This window comes from Epibacterium sp. ABZ3_068 (genome assembly GCF_056159265.1).
The window spans coordinates 473953-496331 of the sequence record NZ_JBSWUV010000001.1; the positions used below are offsets into that span (position 1 = coordinate 473953).

The window sequence follows — 22379 nt, forward strand, 5'->3', positions numbered from 1 at the left end:
GCCAATCCCAAGGTGACCTCAAGTTTTTGTTGCGAAAGGCACCACACCCTTTCTAACCTGTTCGCAGCAAGATGAAAAAAGCCCGCCGCCCCTTCTACGTCGCATCGAAGGCCCGGCACCGAGCCGCGTCCGGATCACAGGATCACAGGACGCGCCCAGGGCAGACAGGGTAACGCGACGGGTAGACCAAATGACGCTCACCTTTCTCCTGAACGGTGAAGAAATCCAGGTGGCGGAGGCTTCCCCCACAACCACTCTGCTGGATTATTTGCGGGACACATGTGGCCTGACCGGCACCAAGGAAGGCTGTAACGAAGGCGACTGCGGCGCCTGCACCGTGATGGTCCGCGACGCGCGCGGCGCGCGCAGCCTCAACGCCTGCATCCTGTTCCTGCCCCAGCTTCAGGGCAAATCCGTCACCACAGTCGAAGGGCTCGCCGCTCCCGACGGCACGCTGCACCCTATCCAGGAGGCGATGATCACCCATCATGGCAGCCAATGTGGCTTCTGCACACCGGGCTTCATCATGTCGATGGCAACGGCTCACACCAATGGCGCCACCGACCACGCAGATCAACTCGCCGGGAACCTGTGCCGCTGTACCGGCTACGCCCCCATTCTGCGCGCTGCCAAAGCCTGCGAGGCCACACCACCCCCGCCACATCTGTCACCGGCCCCTTTCATCTTTTCCGAAATACTTCGGGGGGAGGTCGAAGACCGGGGGGCAGCGCCCCCTTCTGACAAACCTGCGGCAGCGCCCCCCTCCGGCAAAGCTCAAACAGAGCATCCCACCTCCGGAGATGAATTGGCGGCCGCCTATCTCGCCTCCCCAACTGCAACCCTGATCGCCGGAGCCACCGATGTCGGCCTCTGGGTCACCAAAGGGTTGCAAGACCTCGACCCGGTGATTTTCCTTGACGGCTGCCAGGATCTGAAACAGATCACCGAAAGCGCAACGGCGTTTGAAATTGGTGCCATGGTTGATATGAACCGCCTGCGGGACGTGCTGGCGCCGCACCACCCGTCCTTGGGTGAAATGCTGCGCCGTTTTGCCAGCCAGCAGGTCAGGAATGCAGCAACCCTTGGCGGCAATATCGCCAATGGCTCCCCGATCGGAGACAGCCCGCCGCCGCTGATCGCGCTTGGGGCGACCCTGACCTTGCGCCACGGTGACAGCCGTCGCGCCCTGCCGCTTGAGGATTTCTTTATCGAATATGGCAAACAGGACCGCGCCCCCGGTGAATTTGTCGAAAAGATCACCCTGCCGAAACAGGCGGATTGCTTGCGGGTGTACAAACTCTCGAAACGGTTTGATCAGGATATTTCTGCCGTCCTCGGCGCGTTCAATGTCAGCCTGCGCGATGGGTCCGTAACCGCGGCCCGCATCGCCTTTGGTGGCATGGCCGGAACCCCCAAACGCGCGCATCATGTGGAGCAGGCCCTGATCGGCCAGCCGTGGACCATGGCCACCATTGAACAGGCAAAGGCGGAATTTGCGCGCGACTACACACCAATGTCGGATATGCGCGCCTCTGCGCAGTACCGGCTGGGCACCGCCGCCCAGATGTTAGAGCGCGCCTTTGCCGACCTGCCGGACCAGCCCAATATGGCCCAATCCGCCCCCAGCCAGCCCAAATCGGTTCTGGAGGTGCGCCCGTGAGTGTTGCACGCGCCCTGCCCCATGACGCCGCGCGGCTCCATGTCACCGGCGCCGCGCGCTATGTGGATGACATCCCCACCCCGCGCGATTGCCTGCATCTGGCCTTTGGCCTGTCGACCGTGGCCCATGGAGACATCACCGAATTGGACCTCTCCGCTGTGCGCAGCGCACCGGACGTGCTGGCGGTGCTGACGGCGGCTGACCTGCCCTTTGACAATGATGTCTCCCCCTCAAACCATGATGAGCCGCTCCTGGCCACGGGCACGGTCCATTACGTTGGCCAGCCGATGTTCCTGGTGGTGGCCACATCTCATCGCAGCGCACGGGTGGCCGCACGCCGGGCCAAAGTCTCCTATGTGGAAAAGCCCGCGCTTCTGACGCCGGACGCGGCCCTTGCCGCCGACAGCCGGTTCGAGGACGGCCCCCGTATCTGGTCCCGCGGTGACGCTGCCGCCGCCATTGCCGCCGCTCCCAATACCGTAAGCGGGACGTTTGAGATCGGCGGGCAGGAACATTTTTATCTGGAGGGTCAGGCCGCTTTGGCCCTGCCCCAGGAAGATGGCGCCATGCACGTCCATTCCTCCACCCAGCACCCGACCGAGATCCAGCATAAGGTCGCCGAAGCCATTGGCCTGCCGATGCACGCCGTCCGGGTCGAGACCCGACGGATGGGCGGTGGTTTTGGAGGCAAGGAGAGCCAGGGTAACGCGCTGGCCGTGGCCTGTGCCATAGCAGCGCGCCAGACCGGCAAAGCCTGCAAGATGCGTTATGACCGTGATGACGACATGGTGATCACCGGCAAGCGCCACGCCTTTCGGGTGGATTATACCGTGGGTTATGACAAGGCCGGCAAGATCCTTGGAGTGGATTTTACCCATCTGGTGAATTGCGGCTGGGCGATGGATCTTTCCCTGCCCGTGGCCGATCGCGCCATGCTGCACAGCGACAATGCCTATTTTTTCGAACATTTCCGCGTCACCTCGCACCGGCTGAAGACCAACCTGCAAAGCGCCACCGCCTATCGCGGATTTGGGGGGCCGCAGGGGATGCTGGGCGTGGAGCGGGTGATGGATCATGTGGCCCATGATCTGGGCCTTGACCCGGTCGAGCTGAGGCGGCGCAATTACTACCTGCCCCCCACGGACAGCGCGGCGCATGGCGACAGTAGTGGGGGGCCAGCCCCCCGGCCTGCGGCCTCCCCCCGAAGTATTTCCGAAAAGATGAAAGGGCGGGTCACGCCCTATGGGATGGAAGTCACCGATTTTGAACTGCACGGGATTACCGATCAACTACTGAAATCCGCCAATTATGGCGTGCGCAAGGCCGAGATCGCCGCCTGGAACGCGGGACAGGACAGTCTGCGGCGCGGACTGGCGTTTTCACCGGTAAAATTCGGCATTTCCTTTACGCTGACGCATCTCAACCAGGCCGGCGCTTTGGTACATGTCTATCAGGATGGTTCGATCCATCTGAACCATGGTGGCACCGAGATGGGGCAAGGCCTGTTTCAGAAGGTGGCTCAGGTTGCGGCCCATCGGTTTGGCGTGGACCTGGGCGCGATCAAGATCACCGCGACGGATACCGGTAAGGTTCCCAATACCTCGGCCACGGCGGCCTCCTCCGGGTCGGATCTGAACGGCATGGCCGTCAAAGCGGCCTGTGACACCATCCGCAACCGAATGTCCGACTATCTGGCTGAACTGCATCAGGCAGACCCGGCGGATGTGGTGTTTGCCCAGGGTCGCGTGCGGATTGGCGGCAAAGACCTGAGTTTCGCTGAGGCCGCGATGGCGTGTTACACTGGCCGCGTCAGCCTGTCGGCCACCGGGTTTTACAAGACCCCCAGCCTGGAGTGGGACCGCATTCAGGGCAGCGGGCGGCCGTTCTTTTACTTTGCCTATGGCGCGGCCGTGACCGAGGTCGTGGTGGACCGCCGCAGCGGCGAGTACCGGATCCTGCGCGCAGATATCCTGCATGATGCCGGGGCGTCGCTCAATCCGGCGTTGGACATCGGGCAGGTCGAGGGGGCCTATGTTCAGGGGGTCGGCTGGCTCACAACCGAGGAGCTGGTCTGGGATGACGCGGGCCGCCTGCGCACCCATGCGCCGTCGACCTATAAGATCCCTGCCTGTTCGGACGCCCCTGAGGTGTTCAATGTGGCGCTGTGGGATGGGCAGAACCGTGAAGACAGCATTTACCGCTCCAAAGCGGTGGGGGAGCCACCGTTCATGCTGGGGATCTCGGCCTATCTGGCGCTGAGCGATGCGGTGACTGCCTTTGGAGATGGGCGCTATCCGGCGCTGGATGCGCCCGCAACAAGCGAGGAAGTCTGGCACGCCATCAACCGCGTGACAGGTGCCACATGAGCTTTGATGTCACCTCCTTGCGTGAGGCCGTGGCCGCCCATGGGCGTGTGACTCGTGTGGTGATCGCCGCCATCAAAGGGTCTTCTCCGCGCGAAGAGGGGGCCGCCATGCTGGTCTGGGACACGGGCCAGTCCGGCACCATCGGCGGCGGCGCGCTGGAGTTTGAACTGGCCGCAGCCGCCCGCAGTCAGAGCGCGCCAACCGTTGTGATCCGTCGCGCGCTGGGGCCGGATCTGGGCCAATGCTGCGGCGGAGCGCTGACTCTGGTGAGCGAGGTTTATGACGCGGCGCGGTTGGCGGAATTGGGCACAGAGATCATTGCCCGCCCCGTCGAGGCAACCGGAGATATGCCGCTGCGTGTAAACCGCCTGCTGGCGGACGCGCGCGCACAGGGCAGACGCCCGGCGCCCCAGCTGGTTGACGGCTGGCTGGTGGAGCCGGTGCTGCGCGCCACCACGGCGCTGTGGATCTGGGGCGCAGGCCATGTGGGGCGTGCCTTGGTAGATGTGCTTTCTCCGCTACCCGATCTGGCGATCACCTGGATCGACACCGGGCCAGAGCGGTTCCCGGAGCAGGTCCCGCGCCATGTCACCGCTGTTCCGGTCCCAGATCCTGCCCTTCTGGTGCCCCATGCTCCGCAAAATGCCCATCACCTGATCCTGACCTATTCCCATGCGTTGGATCTGGCGCTATGCAACGCATTGCTTGGACAGGGGTTTGCCTTTGCCGGGGTGATCGGATCTGCGACCAAATGGGCGCGGTTCAGAAACCGGCTGGCAGCCATGGGCCACGACCCGGCTGCAATCAGCCGGATCACCTGCCCCATTGGCGACCCAACCCTGGGCAAGCACCCGCAGATGATCGCCATTGGCGTTGCGACCGCGCTTCTGAAACGGGCTGCGCAACAAGACTACAGACCGGACCTCATCCGGCAGGGGAATAGAGAGGACAGACGCGCGTGAGTGACGTATTGCTGAGCCTGAAGGGCCTGACCAAGGCCTATCCCGGCGTGGTGGCCAATGACACCGTCTCCTTTGATATTGGCGCGGGCGAGGTCCATGCGCTCTTGGGAGAGAACGGCGCGGGCAAATCGACACTGGTCAAGATGATCTATGGTCTGGTGAAACCCGACAGCGGTGAGATGGTGCTGAACGGCGCGCCCTATGCACCGGCTGAGCCGCGCGCCGCGCGCGCCGACGGGATTGCCATGGTGTTCCAGCATTTCTCTCTGTTTGATGCGCTGAACGTGGCTGAAAACATCGCGCTGGGGATGGAAAACCCGCCCCCGATGCGCGATCTGGCAAAGCGCATCCGCGACGTGTCCGAGACCTACGGCCTGCCGCTGGATCCCTATCGCACTGTAGGAGACCTGTCAGCGGGTGAGCGACAACGTGTTGAAATCATTCGCTGCCTTCTACAGGATCCCAAGCTGTTGATCATGGATGAGCCCACATCCGTGCTGACGCCTCAAGAGGTTGAGATCCTGTTTCAGACCCTGCGCAAGCTGAAGTCCGAGGGGACCTCGATCCTTTACATCTCGCACAAGCTGGAAGAGATCCGTGCCTTATGTGATCACGCCACGATCCTGCGGTTGGGCAAGAATGTAGGCGAATGTGTGCCGCGGAATACTTCGGCACGTGACATGGCGGAGATGATGGTGGGCACCGCGCTGAAAACGCCTGAGCGGTCGGGGCGCGAATTTGGTCCGGTGGCGCTGGCGATCAAAGGGCTGTCGGTGCCCGCCCCTTCGGCCTTTGGCACCGCGCTGAAGGATGTGACGCTGACCGTGCATCAGGGCGAGATCTTGGGTATTGGCGGGGTGGCGGGCAATGGCCAGGATGAGCTGCTGTCAGTCCTTTCCGGAGAGGTTCTCTGCGCGCCCAATGGGGTGATGCTGCATGGCGAGGCGATCGGCCATCTGAACCCAACCAAACGCCGCAAGCTGGGCGTTCTGGCCGCGCCAGAAGAGCGGTTGGGCCATGCGGCGGCACCAGATATGAGCCTGACGGAAAACGCGCTGTTGACCGGTTCGGTTCGCGAAGGTCTGGCGCAGGGAGGCTTGATCAACTGGGGCGCCACGCGGCGCTTTGCCAAACAGGTGATTGAGGCCTTTGACGTGCGCACCCCCGGCACGGAAAACGCCGCACGGTCGCTTTCGGGGGGGAACCTACAGAAATTTGTCATTGGCCGCGAGGTGTTACAGGACCCGGATGTGCTGGTGGTGAACCAGCCCACCTGGGGTGTGGATGCTGCGGCCGCCGCTGCGATCCGGCAGGCATTGCTGGATCTGGCCGCCAAGGGCGCAGCGGTGATCTGCATCAGCCAGGATCTGGATGAGCTGATGGAGATTTCGGACAATTTTGCGGCCCTGAACGAAGGGCGGCTGAGCGCGCCACGCAGTGCCGATGGCCTGACGGTGGATGAGATCGGCCTGATGATGGGCGGGGCCCATGGGATGGAGGTTGCGCATGTGTAACCTGCGCCTGCGCCAAGGGGCGGCTTTGGGGAGCCTCCGGCGGAAGTATTTGAAAAAAGATGAAACATCGGCGGCGCAGAACATGTGCCGGATGGGGGTGGGGCAATGATCCGACTTGAAAAACGACCCGAGCCCTCGCGCCTGTGGTCGATGGCGACCCCTGTGGTGGCGGTCTTGGCCACGATGATCGCGGGGGGCTTGTTGTTTGCGGCCCTTGGCAAAGATCCGGTGGAGGCGATCCGCATCATTTTCTGGGAGCCGTTGTTTGGCGAGTTTTCCTTTTATTACCGCCCGCAGCTGGTGGTAAAGGGCGCGCCGTTGGTGCTTATTGCCATTGGGTTGTCCTTGGGCTTCAAGGCGGGGATCTGGAACATTGGCGCGGAAGGGCAGTATATTATTGGCGCGCTCACCGGCGCGGGGGTGGGTCTGGCGTTTTACCCTACAGAAAGCGTGTTTATCTTTCCGTTGATGGTTCTGGCCGGTGCTTTGGGCGGCTGGGCCTGGGCCATGATCCCGGCGGTGTTGAAGACGCGGTTTGGCACAAATGAGATTCTGGTGTCCTTGATGCTGGTCTATGTGGCGGAACAGCTGTTGGCGTCGATGTCCTTGGGGCTGTTGAAAAACCCCGAGGGATACGGTTTTCCGGGCTCGCGCAACCTGCAGCAATATGCCAGCGCCCATAATGGCGAGTTGATCGCTGGATCAGGCATGCATTGGGGGGCTGCGGCGGCACTGATTGCGGTGATCTTTGCCTATGTTCTGGTGAACCGCCATATGACCGGGTTTCACATCCGTCTGACGGGTGATGCGCCGCGTGCGGCCCGGTTCGCCGGGGTGTCGCCAACCCGGTTGGTGCTGTTCTGCATGGGGGTTTCGGGCGCTTTGGCTGGCCTTGCCGGTTTGTTTGAGGTGTCAGGCCCTGCCGGTGTGGTCAGCATTGATTTCAACGTAGGCTATGGGTTTACCGCGATTATCGTGGCTTTCCTTGGCCGGTTGCATCCCGTTGGCATCCTGCTGGCCGGCGCGTTGATGGCGCTGACGTATATTGGCGGTGATATCGCCCAGTCCAATCTGGGGCTTCCCTCTGCTGCCATACAGGTGTTTCAGGGGATGCTGTTGTTCTTCCTTCTGGCCTTTGACGTATTGACCAATTTCCGCATCCGTCTGGGTGCCAGCGAGGTGGCGTGATGAAGGTGCGTTGGGAACAAGTCACGGATGATAAACGCGGCGCGCTGGTCCACTTCGGATTAGGTTTGCTCTTCCCAATCGTGATTGGATGCCTTGTGTCGCTCCTTCAACTTACGATGCAACATCAGGGTTATGCGATTGCCACGGCGACAGCAGTTGTTTGGTTGGCCTTTTATCCCGCCAACAAGATGGCAGAAGCACTGAGTGGCCCAAACTATTCGGGTTCCAGCTTACTAACGCGCGCACTCCCGCTTTTCTTGGGCCTTCTACCGAGCACTTTGCTTGTGTTTTCAAATCTGGCGAGGTGACCAATATGGATCTTTCTGCAATTAACCCGGTCCAGCTGATCGCCTTTCTGATGGTCGCAGCCACGCCCGTGCTGTTGGCCGCCATTGGGGAGCTGATCGTTGAAAAATCCGGCGTTCTGAACCTTGGTGTTGAGGGGATGATGATCACCGGCGCGATCGCGGGCTTTGCCGCCACGGTTGAGACGGGGTCGCCTGCGGTGGGGTTCCTTGCCGCCGCCGTTGCCGGGGCGCTTTTGTCCTGTCTGTTTGTGGTGCTGACGCAGTTTGCCCTGGCCAATCAGGTGGCCTCGGGACTGGCGCTGACGTTGTTTGGGCTTGGGCTTTCGGCTTTGATGGGGCAGACCTATGTGGGCGTGAAACCCCCGGCCACGGCCAAGGTCGACATCCCGGTTCTGACCGATCTGCCGGTGATTGGCCCGATCCTGTTCAACCATGATCTGATGGTCTATTTCGGGATCGCACTGGTGGCCGCCACCTGGGCGGTTTTGAAATACACACGCGCAGGCTTGGTCCTGCGTGCAGTGGGCGAGAACCATGATGCGGCCCATGCTTTGGGGTACAAAGTGGTGCGCATCCGCATTCTGGCGATCCTCTTTGGGGGCGCCTGTGCGGGTCTGGGCGGGGCCTATATCAGCCTCGTTCGCGTCCCCCAATGGACCGAAGGCATGACCGCGGGCGTGGGCTGGATTGCGCTGGCGCTGGTGGTCTTTGCCAGCTGGAAACCCTGGCGGGCCTTGCTGGGTGCCTATCTTTTTGGCGGTGTCACCGTGGTGCAGCTTAATCTGCAGGCAGCCGGCGTTGCCATCCCGGTCGAGTATCTGGCAATGTCGCCCTATCTGATCACCATCGTGGTCCTGGTTATTCTGTCTGCGGACAAGAGCAGCGCACCCGCTGCCCTTGGCCGCGCCTTTCATGCGTCGCGGTAGGGGCGCATTTTTCAATGGGTCCGGCCATGTGGCGGACCGCTCAAACCCTGCCCAGTCAGGGACACAACAACACGGGGGAACCCTTTGATGAAACTCAATACAATTCTGGCCAGCGCAGCCATGGCTCTGGGCCTGGCAACGGGGGCAATCGCGGATGACAAGACCAAGGTCGGCTTTGTCTATGTGGGCCCGGTTGGCGATGGCGGCTGGACCTATGAGCACGATCAGGGCCGCAAGGCGGTTGAGGCGCATTTCGGTGATGCGGTCGAAACCGTCTATGTCGAGAGCGTTGCCGAAGGTCCCGACAGTGAGCGCGTCATGACCCAGATGGCGCTGGAAGGCGCGGATCTGATCTTTACCACATCGTTTGGGTATATGGATCCGACCATCAATGTGGCAAAGAAATTCCCCAACGTGAAATTCGAGCACGCCACCGGCTACAAGCGCGCGGACAACGTGTCAACTTATTCCGCGCGCTTTTATGAAGGGCGCGCCGTACAGGGCACCATCGCGGGTCATATGACCAAATCCAACGTGATCGGCTATATCGGGTCCTTCCCGATCCCGGAAGTGATCCGTGGCATCAACTCGGCCTATATCCACGCCAAGAAGGTGAACCCGGATGTAGAATTCAAGATCGTCTGGGCCTTTACCTGGTTTGATCCGGCAAAAGAGGCCGATGCGGCCAAGGTGCTGATCGAACAGGGCGCGGATGTGATCCTGCAGCACACCGATTCCACCGCGCCTCAGGCCGCGGCGCAAGCAGCGGGCAATGTTGTGACCTTTGGTCAGGCCTCTGACATGGCGGAATACGGCCCCCTGCCGCGGGTTTCGTCGATCATTGACAACTGGGCCCCCTATTACATTGCGCGCACCCAGGCTGTGATCGACGGCAGCTGGACCAGCGTTGACACCTGGGACGGGATTGCGCCGGGCATGGTCGGCATTGGTGAGATCTCCGATGCGGTTCCAGCAGAGGTGAAAGCCGAAGCCTTGGCGCTGAAAGAGGCGATCGCTTCCGGCGACTACCACCCGTTCACCGGTCCGCTGAAAAAGCAAGACGGCAGCGACTGGCTGGCAGAGGGCGAAGTGGCCGATGACGGCACTCTGGCCGGTATGAGTTTTTATGTGGAAGGTCTGAGCGGCGATATCCCGCAATAGGCCGGTCCTGACCTGATGTTTCGTGAAAAGCCCGCCCCTCTGGCGGGCTTTTTGCTGCGCGCAACACCGCTGCCAGCCCTGTCACAAGCGGTGTTCTCCCGCCCGTCGCGCGATCTGCCAGAAGGCGGCTCCGCTCCCGTTGGGCCAGGCTCGGCGCGAAAGCGCCGAGCCTGGCCCAAGACCGACACGGAGTCTTGCCACAGGCAAGGCACCTTTCGGGCGCGGGAGTATTTGCGCCCCCTGCAGGAAGTGACACAGCTCGATTGCGCAGAATTCAGGCTGAGGCTTGCCAACAACGAGAGTGTGATGCCTGCGCCCTTTGCACAACAAGGAACCCGTGGCACTATCAGGCAGCATGAAACAGGGCGAAATCCGTCTGGACTTTATTTAGCATCAAAGCCGCGGCGGCGCATTGCCCCCCGCAAGGCACCCAAGAAGAGAGCGCCTGCCGGTTTGGCTTCTTGCCAGGCAGATGTTTTGCGAACCCAACTGGAGGACCCCAGAGCGATGCCCTTTCGATCTGCACCAGGCTCCGCCTCTGTGGCGGAGATTGACGCCGAGGGCCGTATGTTTGCCCCTGCCGCCGCCCGCAACCAGGAAGCGCTGCTGACCCAGATCCTGCGTCTGGCCCCGCAGCGCGGGCGCGCGCTGGAATTGGCCAGTGGCACCGGCCAGCATATCATCACCTTTGCCGCCGCCCTGCCCCAGCTCAGCTGGCAGCCGAGCGATGTGGACCCGGCCCGTCTGGCCAGTATCCGCGCCTATACAAAGACCAAAGGCAGCGACAATATCCTGCCGCCCTTGCAGATCGATGCAACAGCAGCCGGCTGGGCGGCTGAGCTGCCCGCCCATAACCTGGTCCTTCTGGTCAACCTCTTGCATCTGATCAGCGACGATGAAGCCGAAACCCTGATCCGCGAAGCCTGCCAAACACTGGCGCCGGGAGGGCGGATCCTGTTGTATGGTCCCTTCCGCCGCCACGGTCGCCTCACCAGCCAGGGCGACCAGCAATTTGACGCTGGCCTGCGCGCCCATGACCCCGAGATTGGCTATAAGGACGATATGGCCATCTGGGCTCTGCTCGAAACACTTGGCCTTGCGGTGATGGAACCCATCGACATGCCGGCAAACAACCTGCTTCTGGTGGCAGAACGCGCTGACCCAACGTAATTCCGTACAGGCTGATGCAGATCAAAGATCCAGCCAGCATATACACACACGATATTGTGAAAATAACGATTAAAACTTGACGGGAGATCACTGTGAAACGGCCAAATGGCGCCCCCGGGGCGCATCTGCGGTTGATCAGCACCTTAACGCCACCTGCCGAGCCAACAGACAGCGTGCACAAAACAATTCAAGAGCTTGTGGATGCCAGTCTGACAGCGCCGCCTCCAGGTATTGGTCCCTATGAACAGGCGCTGGCGGTCCTGACGCTTGCAGTCGCAACCGACCAGCCCGATCTATTTGATCCGCAGCTGCGGGTTCTGCAGTATTGCGGGTTCAACCGGGATCAGCTCGAAGAATTGATGTCGCTGATGGTACAGATCGCGGGCCCTGCCGCCCTGCCCCATGTGGCTGAGGTGATGGAGCGATATGATGTAATGGCAGAAGACCTGCCCAATTTATAAGCTGCCCAGTTCAGAAGAAGGGGGCGGGCCTGCCCATACCGGCCTTGCCGCGAATTCGGCCCGCCCATCGCCTGTGACCTGCCAGCATCTGAAAGGTCGCTGGGATCTGCAACAGTGTCAGAGCGAAAGATCACCTCTGGTCTGAACCAACACATCATTTACACTGTGTGTCGCAGCAAAGCGAACGGCGTTCGGTCCGGTGCGTTGAAAGAATACCCCGGCCGTTTTGCCAAATTTATTGCCGTTGGTACAACCGACCTCAAACACAATCTGCCCGTCTACTGCAGTCTCGACATAGGTTCCCAGTTTATCACCTTTGCAAATCGAGGCAGCCATTTTACGCACATTCTGCGACGTGAAACCGGCCGGGTCATAACGCCCTTTGATGCTATTCGTATCACGAATATCCACTAAAACTTTGTCGGCAGCCACGGCCTTTGTGTGCGACGGGCTACAGGCACCCATCGCCAAAATCACTGGGAGCGCGGCAACGTAAGTCAATCTCATGGTCTTGTCCGTTTAATATTGAAAACGCGCCGAACCTCATACGAGATCGGCGCGCTTCAATGGGTTTCACAAAGGCTCCTATTGCGCAACAACTGTCTTCAACCGAAGCGCACAGAAACAGGAGCGAAATCAACCGTTTTGGCGGATGGTTTCGTTCTTCGGGTCATAGGGGCTGTCGCAGGTGACAACCGCATCCCAGAGCTTGTCCTGCATTTTGACCTGCAGCTTGGTGCCTTCGACGGCCAGGTCCGGCGGCAGGTAGCCCATGCCGATGGATTTCCCAAACGCCACCGAATAGCCACCCGAGGTCAGACGACCCACGCGGGTGCCATCGAGCGTATAGAGCGCCTCGCGCCCCCAGGGGTCAGCATCGTCCGGCCCGTCGATCAGCAGGGTGCAGCATTTGAAACGCACACCGGTTTCCAGCATGGCAGCCTTACCGTGGAAGTCTTTTTCCAGATCGATAAAGCGCGGCAGATCAGCCTCTTGCGGTGTCGCGTCACGGCCCAGCTCAGTGCCGAACGCACGATAGGACTTCTCCTGACGCAGCCAGTTTTGCGCACGCGCGCCGACCAGCTTCATCCCGTGTTTCTCACCGGCTTTTTCCAAGAGGTCGAACAGGTAGTTCTGCATCTCGATCGGGTGGTGCAACTCCCAGCCCAGTTCCCCGGTATAGGCCACGCGGATCGCGTTGACGGGGCACATGCCCAGTTCGATCTGACGCGCCGAGAGCCAGGGGAAGCGTTTGTTCGACAGGGCGGTTTCGGGATCTGCATCCACGATCACCTCTTTCAGCACGTCGCGGGATTTGGGTCCGGCGATGGCAAAGACGCCCCATTGGGTGGTGACATCCTGGATCTCGATATAGCCGAACTCCTCCATCTTGTCCTCGGCCGCTTTGCGCAGGAAGTCTGCGTCATATTCGGTCCAGGCCCCGGCAGAGACGAGGTAGTAATTGTTCTCGCCATTGCGGACGATGGTGTATTCGGTCCGGGTGGTGCCTGCTGCGGTCAGCGCATAGGTCAGGTTGATGCGACCAACCTTGGGCAGTTTGTTACAGGTGAACCAGTCGAGGAACTGGGTCGCACCGGGGCCTTTGACCACATGTTTGGTAAAGGCGGTGGCGTCGATCAGACCAACACCATTGCGGATCGCCTTGGCCTCATCCACCGCATATTGCCACCAGCCGCCGCGGCGGAAGGAGCGGTTTTCCTCGTCGAAATGCGCGGGCGCATCCAGCGGGCCGAAATAGTTCGGACGTTCCCAACCGTTGACCCAGCCAAATTGCGCGCCGCGCGCTTTTTGACGGTCGAAGGCAGGCGAGGTGCGCAGGGGACGGGCTGCCGGGCGCTCTTCGTCCGGGTGGTGCAGGATGTAGACGTGTTCGTAGCACTCTTCGTTTTTGCGGGCTGCGAACTCGGTAGTCATCCAGTTGGAACTGTAACGTTTCGGGTCCAGCGACGCCATGTCGATTTCGGCCTCGCCCTCGACCATCATCTGCGCGAGGTAGTAACCGGTGCCGCCCGCGGCGGTGATCCCGAACGAGAAGCCCTCGGCCAGCCACATGTTGCGCAGACCCGGTGCGGGACCCACCAGCGGGTTGCCATCCGGCGTATAGCAGATCGGGCCGTTGAAATCATCCTTGAGACCGGATTCCGCACAGGACGGCACGCGTTCAGTCATCGCCATATATTGTTCCGCGATCCGGTCCAGATCCAGCGGGAAGAGATCGGCGCGGAAGCTGTCGGGCACACCATGTTCAAAGCGCGCGGGTGCGCCTTTTTCATAGATCCCAAGGATCCAGCCGCCGCTTTCTTCGCGGGCATAGGATTCCTTGTCCGCGTCACGGATGACCGGGTGTTCCGGGTTGCCAGCGGCGCGCCATTCGACCAGTGCGGGGTCTTTGTCCATGACGATGAACGTATGTTCCACGGGAATCGCAGGCATTTTGATGCCCAGCAATTTGGCAGTGCGCTGCGCGTGGTTACCAGAGGCGGTCACAACATGTTCGGCGGTGATCACCACCTGCTCGTCTGATGGTACCAGGTTGCCGCCTTTTTCGACCATTTTGGTGCAGGTGACTTCCCAATGGGTGCCGGTCCAGTGGAAGGCATCGGCCTGCATCTTGCGCACGATCTCAACACCGCGTTGACGCGCGCCTTTGGCCATCGCCTGGGTCACGTCGGCGGGGTTAATATAACCGTCTTCGGTGTGATACAGCGCACCTTTGAGGTCGGATGTTTCGATCAGCGGCCAGCGCTCCTTGATCTGATCCGGGGTCAGCCATTCATAGGCGACATCGCAGGTTTCAGCTGTGGAGGCATAGAGCATGAACTCATCCATACGCTCCTGCGTCTGCGCCATGCGCAGGTTGCCCACAACCGCAAAACCTGCGTTCAGGCCGGTCTCTTCCTCAAGCGTCTTGTAGAAGTCGACCGAGTATTTGTGGATATGGGTGGTCGCATAAGACATGTTGAACAAAGGCAAAAGCCCCGCCGCATGCCAGGTGGAACCGGACGTGAGTTCATCCCGTTCAATCAGCATAACATCATCCCAGCCTGCTTTGGCCAGGTGATAGGCGATTGAGGTCCCGACGGCACCTCCGCCAACAACCAGGGCTTTGACTTGCGTCTTCATTCTGCCGCACTCCGCGATATATGAGAATCCTTTTGATGTATCTTATGGCAAACTCCCCTGACCACGCCGCAAATCCATCCGACGCAACAGAGAACAAAACCGACCTTGCGAGGGGGCGGGAATGAATTCCTGCCTTGTGCCATGACGACAGATCCGCATTCTGGTCCGTATAGTTGCCCGTATCGTTTCAGGTGTTAAACCCGTCCCGCTGTCCCGAGGATCCCAGATGCAGCCAGATGATTTTGTAAAAGCCTATGAAGCCGCCCTGGCCACGCAGACCTGGTCTTCTGTTGCGCCGCTGGTACATGAAGAGGCCTGTGTGACCTTTTCCAACGGGACCGTTCACAAGGGAAAGGCCGCAGTCCAGGCCGCGTTTGAACGGAATTTCAACGCCATCCAGAACGAGCATTACAAACTGTCCAACGTCCATTGGCTGATGAAAGCAGCCGAAAGCGCGGCCTTTGTCTTTGACTTTTCATGGTCAGGGCTGATCGCAGACCGCCCGGCCTCCGGTGCGGGGCGCGGGACTTCGGTTCTGGTAAAGACCGGGGATCGCTGGCAGCTGATCGCGGAACACCTTGGCCCGGCGGCGGATTAAGGCCGGACAAAACCCCGATAGGCAGCGCAAGACTGGCGTCGCAGCAGGATTGAACCGCACAGGTCTGAAATGGACCCGGCACGGCGCTTGGCCCATCCGCCTGATGACGATGGGGGGTTGACGTCCTGTATGTGCTGTCTGTCTGGTTTGCCCTGAACGCTGTGACATGCAGGGACAAGACATAATGTGGGCGGGCCCGCGCACGGGCGGAGCTGGACAGGGTTTCCCCTGCGCATGGAAGTCGTTCTGTGCGGCCCGGGTGCCAGCCGGGCTCCTGTTCCAGGTGTGTCGGGGGTGTCAGTCCCGTCACGGATCGCGATCAAAAGGCAGCCTATCTGAGCACAGTAAAGCGAATGTGATCGCACCGGTCGCAGGGCACGCAACAGCGCAGTGAACAGACCCGCGGCAGCCCTGCGCTCCTTATTTTCATGGCGCTTTGCAATCATGTATTTCCAGCACATTTTCATGTACTTACGTCAAGTCTCACGACAGGCATTCAGCGCCAGTTTAGAATTGATCTAAGTCAAAGGAGAGGTGTTGCCACCTTGGTAGCGCGGGGGCAGAGGCGCGCGCCACTTAGGAGAGATTTGATATGGCACAGCATTTGACATGGGCCTGCGCGGTACTGGCCCTAAGCGCGGGCAGCGCATGGGCTGACCTGCGCGAAGACGCGTTGGACACGTTCCGCGCCCTGCCCTCCACCGTTCCGGCGGTGAAGGAAAACCCGATTACCCCGGCCAAGATCGCCCTGGGCAAGGCGCTGTTCTTTGACCCGCGCATGTCAGCTTCAGGTGTGTTTTCCTGCAACTCCTGCCACAATCTGGCCACCGGCGGGGACGATAATCTGGAAACCTCAATTGGGCATGGCTGGCAGCATGGGCCGCGCAATGCGCCCACTGCGCTGAACTCGGTCTTTAACGAGGCGCAATTCTGGGACGGGCGGGCTGCAGATCTGGCGGAACAGGCCAAAGGTCCGGTGCAGGCAGGGGTTGAGATGGCCAATACACCAGAGAATGTGCTGAAAACGCTGAATTCGATGCCGCAATATGTAAGCTGGTTCCAAGAGGCGTTTGAGGGCGAGGCGGAGCCTGTAAGCTTTGACAATTTCGCCAAAGCAATTGAGGCTTTTGAGGCGACGCTGATCACACCGGCCCCCTTTGATGCCTGGCTCAACGGGGATGACGATGCGCTGAATGCCCAGGAACTGGCGGGGCTGGAACAGTTTATGGAGCTTGGATGTTCCACCTGCCATTCCGGCGTCAATGTTGGCGGCCACGGCTATTACCCCTTTGGTCTGATTGAAAAACCCGGGGCTGAGGTTCTGCCGGTCGGGGACAAGGGCCGTTTTGCTGTGACCCAGACCGTGGATGATGAATATGTGTTCCGCGCGGCCCCCTTGCGCAATATCGCGCTGACGGCCCCCTATTTCCATTCCGGCAAGGTCTGGGATCTGAAGGTGGCCGTGCAGATCATGGCGGAATCGCAACTGGGCGAGGAAATCTCGGATGAGACGGCGGATCAGCTGGTGGCCTTCCTTGGCGCGTTGACCGGTGAACTGCCAGAGGTGACATATCCGATCTTGCCGGCTGAAACCCGGGCGACTCCGCGTCCGGACAATCATTTCGCCGGGCAGTGAATAGGCCGTGAATAGGCCGTGAATAGTCTGGCAACAGGAAAAAGGGGCATCCGCTGCTGCGGGTGCCCCAAGTGGGACGACGTTCCTTTGGAAGGTCACTTTCGTGGGCCAACCCTCCGCCTGAAAGGGAAGATCGGAGGGGACACGCAAACACAATACATACGAACGCCGCCCGAGGGATATGGAAAACGTTTTACATCAGGGCTTCAGCATTGACGCCAACGGTCATGGCTCCGATGGACTGACCTGTGGCTGGATCAGTGATCGTCAAAGAGATCTGCCCCTGGTAGTGGCCGGAGCTTTCATCAAGCTCAATATCACCCAGGTGATAGGCATCCGCGCCGACGCCATAGGTCTGTGAAAATTTTGCTTCGTCGCCCTGCCAGTAATCCGATGTGGTGGCAGAGGCTGCCACGTTCAGACCGTGGGAATCCATGATGAAAACTTCGGTGATGACGCCGGCTGCAGCATTAACCTGTTCACGCAGGAAACCTGCTGCATCGTTGGTCAGAACCGGGGTGATTGTTGGCGTGTCGCTCATGCCAACCTCAGCGCGCCATTGCGTATCAAGCTGGTCGATCATTGCCTGATCATAGGAGCTGGTTGTGGCATTCTGGGCGTTAATGGCAGCAACCAGCACATCGGACTGTGCCCAATTGCGAATTTGAGACTGCAGAAACTGCTCCATTGCTGGGGCGTATTCATTGGCTTGTACCGCGCCGGCAAAGGCGGTCGCGGCAATGGCGATCGCTGCCGCGGAGGCGAAGGAGGAAAATTTCATGTCACACTCGTCATTGATGGCTGTTGCTGATCTTGCCACGCCAGCCTTCCTCAAAAAGGTTGGGCGAAGGTTAAGCTACATCAAAACACAACCTCAGGATGCCTATGAAATAAGTAAATATCGCAATGCTTTGCGCATAATACGGTCAAATTATTAAGTTTTCCCCTCCTGAAATTTGACGATATATTCACGAAAACAAAATCAGTCGGGAATTATCTTACCCGGATTCATGATGTTATCCGGGTCCAACGCGCCCTTCAGGGCTGCCATGAAACGTGTGGTTTCGCCCAACTCGCGCTGGACATAGGCGCGTTTGCCCTGCCCGACCCCATGTTCACCGGTACATGTGCCTTCCATGGCAATTGCGGTGTCCGCAAGCCAGCTGAGGAACGAATCCGCCCGCGCCTGTTCTTCCCGGTTGCCCGGTTCCAGCAACAACAGCGCATGGAAGTTACCATCCCCCACATGGCCAACCATGGGCGCAAGAAGGTTCAGCTCTTCTGCTTTGGCACGGGCAAGACCCACACATTCCGCCAGACGTGAGATGGGCACGCAGACATCTGTGGACAGGCCCTGACAGCCCGGCCGCAGGGAATGGCTGGCCCAATAGGCATCATGGCGCGCCTGCCAGAGTTTGCTGCGCTCTTCGGCCGTAGAGGTGGCGGTAAAATCGCAGCCTCCGAATTCTTCGGCGATGGAGCCGAACATGTCGGCCTGCTCCGCCACGCCTGCATCAGAGCCGTGGAATTCCAGAAGCAACAGCGGCGTTTCGGGGAGGTCCAGTTTGGAATAGGAATTGACGGCACGAACGCTCAGCGTGTCCAACAGCTCGATCCGGGCGACGGGGATACCGTATTGGATGGTCATCATCACCGCCTGACACGCAGCTTCAACCGTGGGGAAGGAACAGCGCGCGGATCCGATTGCCTCGGGGATGCCCTGTAAGCGCAGGGTCAGCTCGGTGATAATGCCCAACGTCCCCTCGGATCCGATCAGAAGCCGCGCCATGTCGTAGCCGGCCGATGATTTCTTGGCCCGCCCGCCTGTCCGGATAATCGTACCATCGGCCATCACGGCTTCCAGGCTGAGGATATTGTCCTTCATCGTGCCATAGCGCACCGCATTGGTGCCCGAGGCCCGCGTGGCGGCCATGCCGCCCAAAGACGCGTTGGCACCGGGATCAATGGGGAAGAACAGCCCCTGATCGCGCAGGTGGGTGTTCAGCTGTTCGCGGGTGACGCCGGGTTGGACCACCACATCAAGGTCTTCGGCATGAACCGCCTTGATCTGATCCATCTGGCTTAGGTCCACAGAAATACCGCCGGCGGGTGCGTTCAGATGCCCCTCGAGCGAGGAACCGGTGCCAAAGGGGATCACCGGCACCTTGTGCTGGGCGCAGAGTTTGACAACCGCTGAAACCTCTTCGGTGCTGCGGGCAAAGACCACGGCATCGGGGATCTGGTTTTCCAGCCATGTGGTGGTATGGCCATGCTGTTCGCGAATGGACTGGCCGGTTTGCAGGCGATCCTGGAACAGGTCCGCCAGGGCAGAGATGACCGCTGCAATGCCCACCTCGTTGCGCGGTAATGTGGTGATGTCGGCCATGTGGATCTCCCCCGGGTCTGGAACGTCCGGGAAAGATCGCATGTTAAGCATCGGTGTCAATAGGAGGCGCGCGGGTCAGGTTCTATTTCCCCCTCGGCTCCTCTGTGGGCTATTCCCCCAGCGCGATGCCCTCGCGGCGGGGATCGGCGGCCCCTTTGAGCGTCTGCCCCACCTCAATCGCGTGCAGACCCGAGTTCAGGCTGCGGGCGCTGACTTCAAACCCCTGCGCTTCCAAGGCCGGGACCAGCGCGGTGGCTGCGGTGCCCTCTTCCACGTCATAGGTGCCAAAGCGGTTCACCAGATGCGGCAGGGACAGCGCCTGTTGCAGGGGCATGTCCCAATCGGCCCAGGCAATGATGGATTTTGCCACATAGCCGATGATGCGGCTGCCCCCCGGAGAGCCGATGACCAGCGCAGGTTTGCCGTCCTGCATCACAATGGTCGGCGCCATCGACGAACGCGGCCGTTTGCCGGGTTCCAGCCGGTTGGCAATCGCCACACCGTCGCGGTGACTGCGGAAGGAGAAATCCGTCAGCTCATTGTTCAGCAGAAAGCCCCCCACCATCAGGCGCGCGCCAAAGGCGTTTTCAATGGTTGTGGTCATCGACAGGGCGTTACCATAGGCATCAACAATGGAGATATGAGAGGTCGAGGGGAACTCGATTGCGTCATCATCCGCCCACAGAAGCGCATGGTCGAATGTCGGTTGGCCCGGCGCAACCTCGGGCAGCGCGTCGTCACCTGCCAGCAGTTTGGCGCGATCTGCCAGGTAGGCGGGGTCGACCAGCCCCTCTGTCGGCATAGGCACAAAATCACTGTCGGCCATATAACGCCCCCGGTCGGCAAAGGCCAAACGCGAGGCGTCACCGATCAGCCGCCAGCTTTCGGGGTTTTCAGCCCCAAGTTCCGCGAGATCATATTGGCCAAGCATGCCGAGGATCTGCCCCACGGTCAGCGCGCCCGACGACGGCGGACCCATGCCGCAGACCTCAAAAGCGCGGTAGGTGGCGCAAACGGGTGCGCGTTCTTTGACCGCGTAGATCGCAAGATCTGTGGCTGACAGCACACCGGGGTTACCGGGGGCGTTGGTCACGGTTTCAACGATTTGCGCTGCGAGGGGGCCGGTATAGAACGCATCCGCCCCGCCACTGGCCAGCATCTGCAGCGTGGCGGCGTAATCGGGGTTTTTCAGGGTGGCGCCAGCGGCGATCGGGACGCCACCGGGCAGGAAGTAATCCCCGGTTGCGGGAAAGCGCGCCAGACGGTCCGCATCTTTGGCCACCAGCTGCGCCAGACGGGGGGAAACGGTGAACCCGTCGCTGGCCAGTTCGGTTGCGGCGTCAAACAACGACGGCCAATTGGCGCGCCCCCAACGGCGGTGTGCTTCCTGCAACAGCGCAGGCGTGCCGGGTGTGCCAACCGAAAGCCCCCCAACAACGGCATCAAAGAATTTCAACGGCTCGCCCGCCTCATCCTGAAACAGGCGCGGGGTGGCGGCCAAAGGCGCTGTTTCGCGCGCATCCAATGTGGTGAGCGCCCCGGTGGCCGCATCATACCAGACCAGAAACGCCCCGCCGCCCAGGCCCGAGGATTGTGGTTCAACCAGCCCCAGAACGGTCTGCACCGCCACCATCGCATCCGCTGCCGTGCCGCCCGCCCGCAGAACCTCTGCCCCGGCCTCCACCGCCAGCGGGTTGGCGGCGGCGATCATCCAGTTTTCAGCCGTGACGTTTTCGCCTGCATGTTTGGCCGCCAGGGCTGCTTGGACGGCGGGAGAGGCATGGGCAAAGCTCCCGTCCGTTGCCGCCTCAGGCGCAACCGCATCGGCTGCCTGTTGCGCAAGGACGGGAGCCGCCAGCAGGCAGGCAAAAGCGCTGATGGATAGACGGCGCATGGAAAATCTCCTCTTTGGGGTGGTCCACACAGAAGAGCGCGGAAAACGGGAATTGTCACGCGGGATTTGGTCCGGTTGTCAGGAAACAGCCGGACGAGGTGACGGACCCGCCTTGCGCGATTGGGACATGCCCGTCAAAGCCGCCCCATGCCGATAAACAACTGGCGGTCCTGATCCTTGATGGCGCGGCGACCGTGCATTACGCGGGTGTTGTCTATGACGGCGACATCCCCATCCTGCCAGTTGATCTCAACCGTGCATGTCTCGGCGATGTGGCGCAGCTCTTCGACCTCAGCCGGGGACACAGTGCTGCCGTCATCCAGAGTGTAGACCGGCGGTTCATAATTATGCGACGGCCCCAGGATCGCATTTGCAAAAGCGCGCCCACCGGACAGGGAAGAGCCGCGCACAGGTGAGACTTTGATGCGGTATTCCAGCGACCCGTCCTCATTCAGCGTGAATTCCTGATCCGGGACAGAGGCTTTGAATTGCAGGATATGGTCATGCGTGACCTCTTCGGGTTCACTGATGGCCGGGTGCTCGTTTGCAAGGTAGCGCTTCCACAGGATCTCGGGGAGTGTGCGGGTGACGGTCATCCGTTGTGACCAGCGTTGCTGCTGCGCATCAGAAAAGGCCTCAAACACGCGGCGACCATCGCAGATCGTGGTTTGTGAGCCCTCAAAGGCGGCTTTGGTGCTGTAAAAGGCCACGATATCAGGGCAGACGGGTGTGTTGCCGTTTTCAATATGCAATCCGATCGGCCCCAGACCGGCGTCGACCTTTTGGGTGGTCTTGTCGGTATTCTGCCGGGCCGGATCAAAGGTGATTGTCTTGCACAGCTGCGAGGTGATGGCGCTGAAGGCGGGCATATCCATCTGGAAACCGCGCAGAAGTGTCCAGCCATCACTGGCAAGGTGCTGTTTGACCTGGTCCAGAATAGCCGGGGTAACGGAGGCTGTGCCCGCCTCGGCGGCGCGGATAACATTATAGCTCATAAGAGATGTC

At 60.6% G+C, this 22379-nt stretch carries 17 protein-coding genes; 11 read left to right on the plus strand and 6 right to left on the minus strand.

The window, feature by feature from the left end; genetic code table 11:
- Positions 1-190: 190 nt before the first annotated feature.
- The 9 genes from xdhA to ACXAEW_RS02290 all read left to right on the plus strand — a co-directional run bounded on the left by xdhA (position 191) and on the right by ACXAEW_RS02290 (position 11716).
- Complete coding sequence (gene xdhA, locus ACXAEW_RS02250) at positions 191-1660, plus strand: xanthine dehydrogenase small subunit (protein ID WP_474939762.1); 1470 nt, start codon at positions 191-193, stop codon at positions 1658-1660.
- Entirely contained in the window at positions 1657-4026 is a 2370-nt protein-coding gene (xdhB, locus tag ACXAEW_RS02255; protein WP_474939763.1) for a xanthine dehydrogenase molybdopterin binding subunit, read from the plus strand. Before xdhA ends, xdhB begins: the two co-directional genes overlap by 4 nt.
- The gene (gene xdhC / locus ACXAEW_RS02260; RefSeq protein ID WP_474939764.1) at positions 4023-4988 is read left to right on the plus strand and encodes a xanthine dehydrogenase accessory protein XdhC; all 966 of its coding nucleotides are present in this window, start codon (positions 4023-4025) and stop codon (positions 4986-4988) included. Before xdhB ends, xdhC begins: the two co-directional genes overlap by 4 nt.
- Positions 4985-6502, plus strand: coding sequence for an ABC transporter ATP-binding protein (locus tag ACXAEW_RS02265; RefSeq protein WP_474939765.1), 1518 nt, complete (start codon positions 4985-4987; stop codon positions 6500-6502). The genes xdhC and ACXAEW_RS02265 overlap by 4 nt, the downstream gene beginning before the upstream one ends.
- Before the next feature lie 105 nt (positions 6503-6607).
- On the plus strand, positions 6608-7690 hold the full coding sequence (locus tag ACXAEW_RS02270) for an ABC transporter permease (RefSeq protein WP_474939766.1): 1083 nt from the start codon (positions 6608-6610) through the stop codon (positions 7688-7690).
- A 313-nt stretch (positions 7691-8003) separates the two neighbouring features.
- Positions 8004-8924 carry an ABC transporter permease gene (locus ACXAEW_RS02275; protein ID WP_474939767.1) on the plus strand — a complete coding sequence of 307 codons (921 nt, stop codon included), beginning with the start codon at positions 8004-8006 and terminating at the stop codon, positions 8922-8924.
- Between the two features lie 87 nt (positions 8925-9011).
- Positions 9012-10085, plus strand: coding sequence for a BMP family ABC transporter substrate-binding protein (locus ACXAEW_RS02280; protein ID WP_474939768.1), 1074 nt, complete (start codon positions 9012-9014; stop codon positions 10083-10085).
- 507 nt (positions 10086-10592) lie between these two features.
- Positions 10593-11255, plus strand: coding sequence for a DUF938 domain-containing protein (locus ACXAEW_RS02285; RefSeq protein WP_474939769.1), 663 nt, complete (start codon positions 10593-10595; stop codon positions 11253-11255).
- A 92-nt stretch (positions 11256-11347) separates the two neighbouring features.
- Positions 11348-11716 carry a hypothetical protein gene (locus tag ACXAEW_RS02290; protein ID WP_474939770.1) on the plus strand — a complete coding sequence of 123 codons (369 nt, stop codon included), beginning with the start codon at positions 11348-11350 and terminating at the stop codon, positions 11714-11716.
- Positions 11717-11833: 117 nt separating this feature from the next.
- On the opposite strand, the gene ACXAEW_RS02295 is transcribed toward ACXAEW_RS02290, so the two are convergent.
- Both ACXAEW_RS02295 and ACXAEW_RS02300 read right to left on the minus strand, forming a co-directional pair.
- The gene (locus tag ACXAEW_RS02295; protein WP_474939771.1) at positions 11834-12223 is read right to left on the minus strand and encodes a hypothetical protein; all 390 of its coding nucleotides are present in this window, start codon (positions 12221-12223) and stop codon (positions 11834-11836) included.
- A 129-nt stretch (positions 12224-12352) separates the two neighbouring features.
- Positions 12353-14860, minus strand: a complete 2508-nt coding sequence (locus ACXAEW_RS02300) for a GcvT family protein (RefSeq protein ID WP_474939772.1) — start codon at positions 14858-14860, stop codon at positions 12353-12355.
- Between the two features lie 226 nt (positions 14861-15086).
- On the opposite strand from ACXAEW_RS02300, the gene ACXAEW_RS02305 reads away from it, so the two are divergent.
- Positions 15087-15458 (plus strand): YybH family protein, encoded by a 372-nt coding sequence (locus ACXAEW_RS02305; protein WP_474939773.1) that lies wholly within the window; start codon positions 15087-15089, stop codon positions 15456-15458.
- A 592-nt stretch (positions 15459-16050) separates the two neighbouring features.
- Positions 16051-17094 carry a cytochrome-c peroxidase gene (locus ACXAEW_RS02310; RefSeq protein ID WP_474939774.1) on the plus strand — a complete coding sequence of 348 codons (1044 nt, stop codon included), beginning with the start codon at positions 16051-16053 and terminating at the stop codon, positions 17092-17094.
- A gap of 193 nt (positions 17095-17287) precedes the next feature.
- Here the strand turns inward: ACXAEW_RS02310 and ACXAEW_RS02315 are convergent, their stop codons facing one another.
- The 4 genes from ACXAEW_RS02315 to ACXAEW_RS02330 form a co-directional block, all read right to left on the minus strand.
- Positions 17288-17875, minus strand: a complete 588-nt coding sequence (locus ACXAEW_RS02315; RefSeq protein WP_474939775.1) for a hypothetical protein — start codon at positions 17873-17875, stop codon at positions 17288-17290.
- Positions 17876-18076: 201 nt separating this feature from the next.
- On the minus strand, positions 18077-19480 hold the full coding sequence (locus ACXAEW_RS02320; RefSeq protein ID WP_474939776.1) for an FAD-binding oxidoreductase: 1404 nt from the start codon (positions 19478-19480) through the stop codon (positions 18077-18079).
- 109 nt (positions 19481-19589) lie between these two features.
- On the minus strand, positions 19590-21374 hold the full coding sequence (ggt, locus tag ACXAEW_RS02325) for a gamma-glutamyltransferase (protein ID WP_474939777.1): 1785 nt from the start codon (positions 21372-21374) through the stop codon (positions 19590-19592).
- Between the two features lie 134 nt (positions 21375-21508).
- The gene (locus ACXAEW_RS02330) at positions 21509-22369 is read right to left on the minus strand and encodes a TauD/TfdA family dioxygenase (protein ID WP_474939778.1); all 861 of its coding nucleotides are present in this window, start codon (positions 22367-22369) and stop codon (positions 21509-21511) included.
- Between the last annotated feature and the right edge of the window lie 10 nt (positions 22370-22379).

Excerpts from the sequence above, each read along its gene's own strand:
- xdhA (WP_474939762.1), top strand. The coding sequence starts at position 191 with ATGACGCTCACCTTTCTCCTGAACGGTGAAGAAATCCAGGTGGCGGAG.
- xdhC (WP_474939764.1), top strand. The coding sequence starts at position 4,023 with ATGAGCTTTGATGTCACCTCCTTGCGTGAGGCCGTGGCCGCCCATGGG.
- ACXAEW_RS02270 (WP_474939766.1), top strand. The coding sequence starts at position 6,608 with ATGATCCGACTTGAAAAACGACCCGAGCCCTCGCGCCTGTGGTCGATG.
- ACXAEW_RS02275 (WP_474939767.1), top strand. The coding sequence starts at position 8,004 with ATGGATCTTTCTGCAATTAACCCGGTCCAGCTGATCGCCTTTCTGATG.
- ACXAEW_RS02280 (WP_474939768.1), top strand. The coding sequence starts at position 9,012 with ATGAAACTCAATACAATTCTGGCCAGCGCAGCCATGGCTCTGGGCCTG.
- ACXAEW_RS02285 (WP_474939769.1), top strand. The coding sequence starts at position 10,593 with ATGCCCTTTCGATCTGCACCAGGCTCCGCCTCTGTGGCGGAGATTGAC.
- ACXAEW_RS02295 (WP_474939771.1), bottom strand. The coding sequence starts at position 12,223 with ATGAGATTGACTTACGTTGCCGCGCTCCCAGTGATTTTGGCGATGGGT.
- ACXAEW_RS02300 (WP_474939772.1), bottom strand. The coding sequence starts at position 14,860 with ATGAAGACGCAAGTCAAAGCCCTGGTTGTTGGCGGAGGTGCCGTCGGG.
- ACXAEW_RS02305 (WP_474939773.1), top strand. The coding sequence starts at position 15,087 with ATGCAGCCAGATGATTTTGTAAAAGCCTATGAAGCCGCCCTGGCCACG.
- ACXAEW_RS02310 (WP_474939774.1), top strand. The coding sequence starts at position 16,051 with ATGGCACAGCATTTGACATGGGCCTGCGCGGTACTGGCCCTAAGCGCG.
- ACXAEW_RS02315 (WP_474939775.1), bottom strand. The coding sequence starts at position 17,875 with ATGAAATTTTCCTCCTTCGCCTCCGCGGCAGCGATCGCCATTGCCGCG.
- ACXAEW_RS02320 (WP_474939776.1), bottom strand. The coding sequence starts at position 19,480 with ATGGCCGACATCACCACATTACCGCGCAACGAGGTGGGCATTGCAGCG.
- ggt (WP_474939777.1), bottom strand. The coding sequence starts at position 21,374 with ATGCGCCGTCTATCCATCAGCGCTTTTGCCTGCCTGCTGGCGGCTCCC.
- ACXAEW_RS02330 (WP_474939778.1), bottom strand. The coding sequence starts at position 22,369 with ATGAGCTATAATGTTATCCGCGCCGCCGAGGCGGGCACAGCCTCCGTT.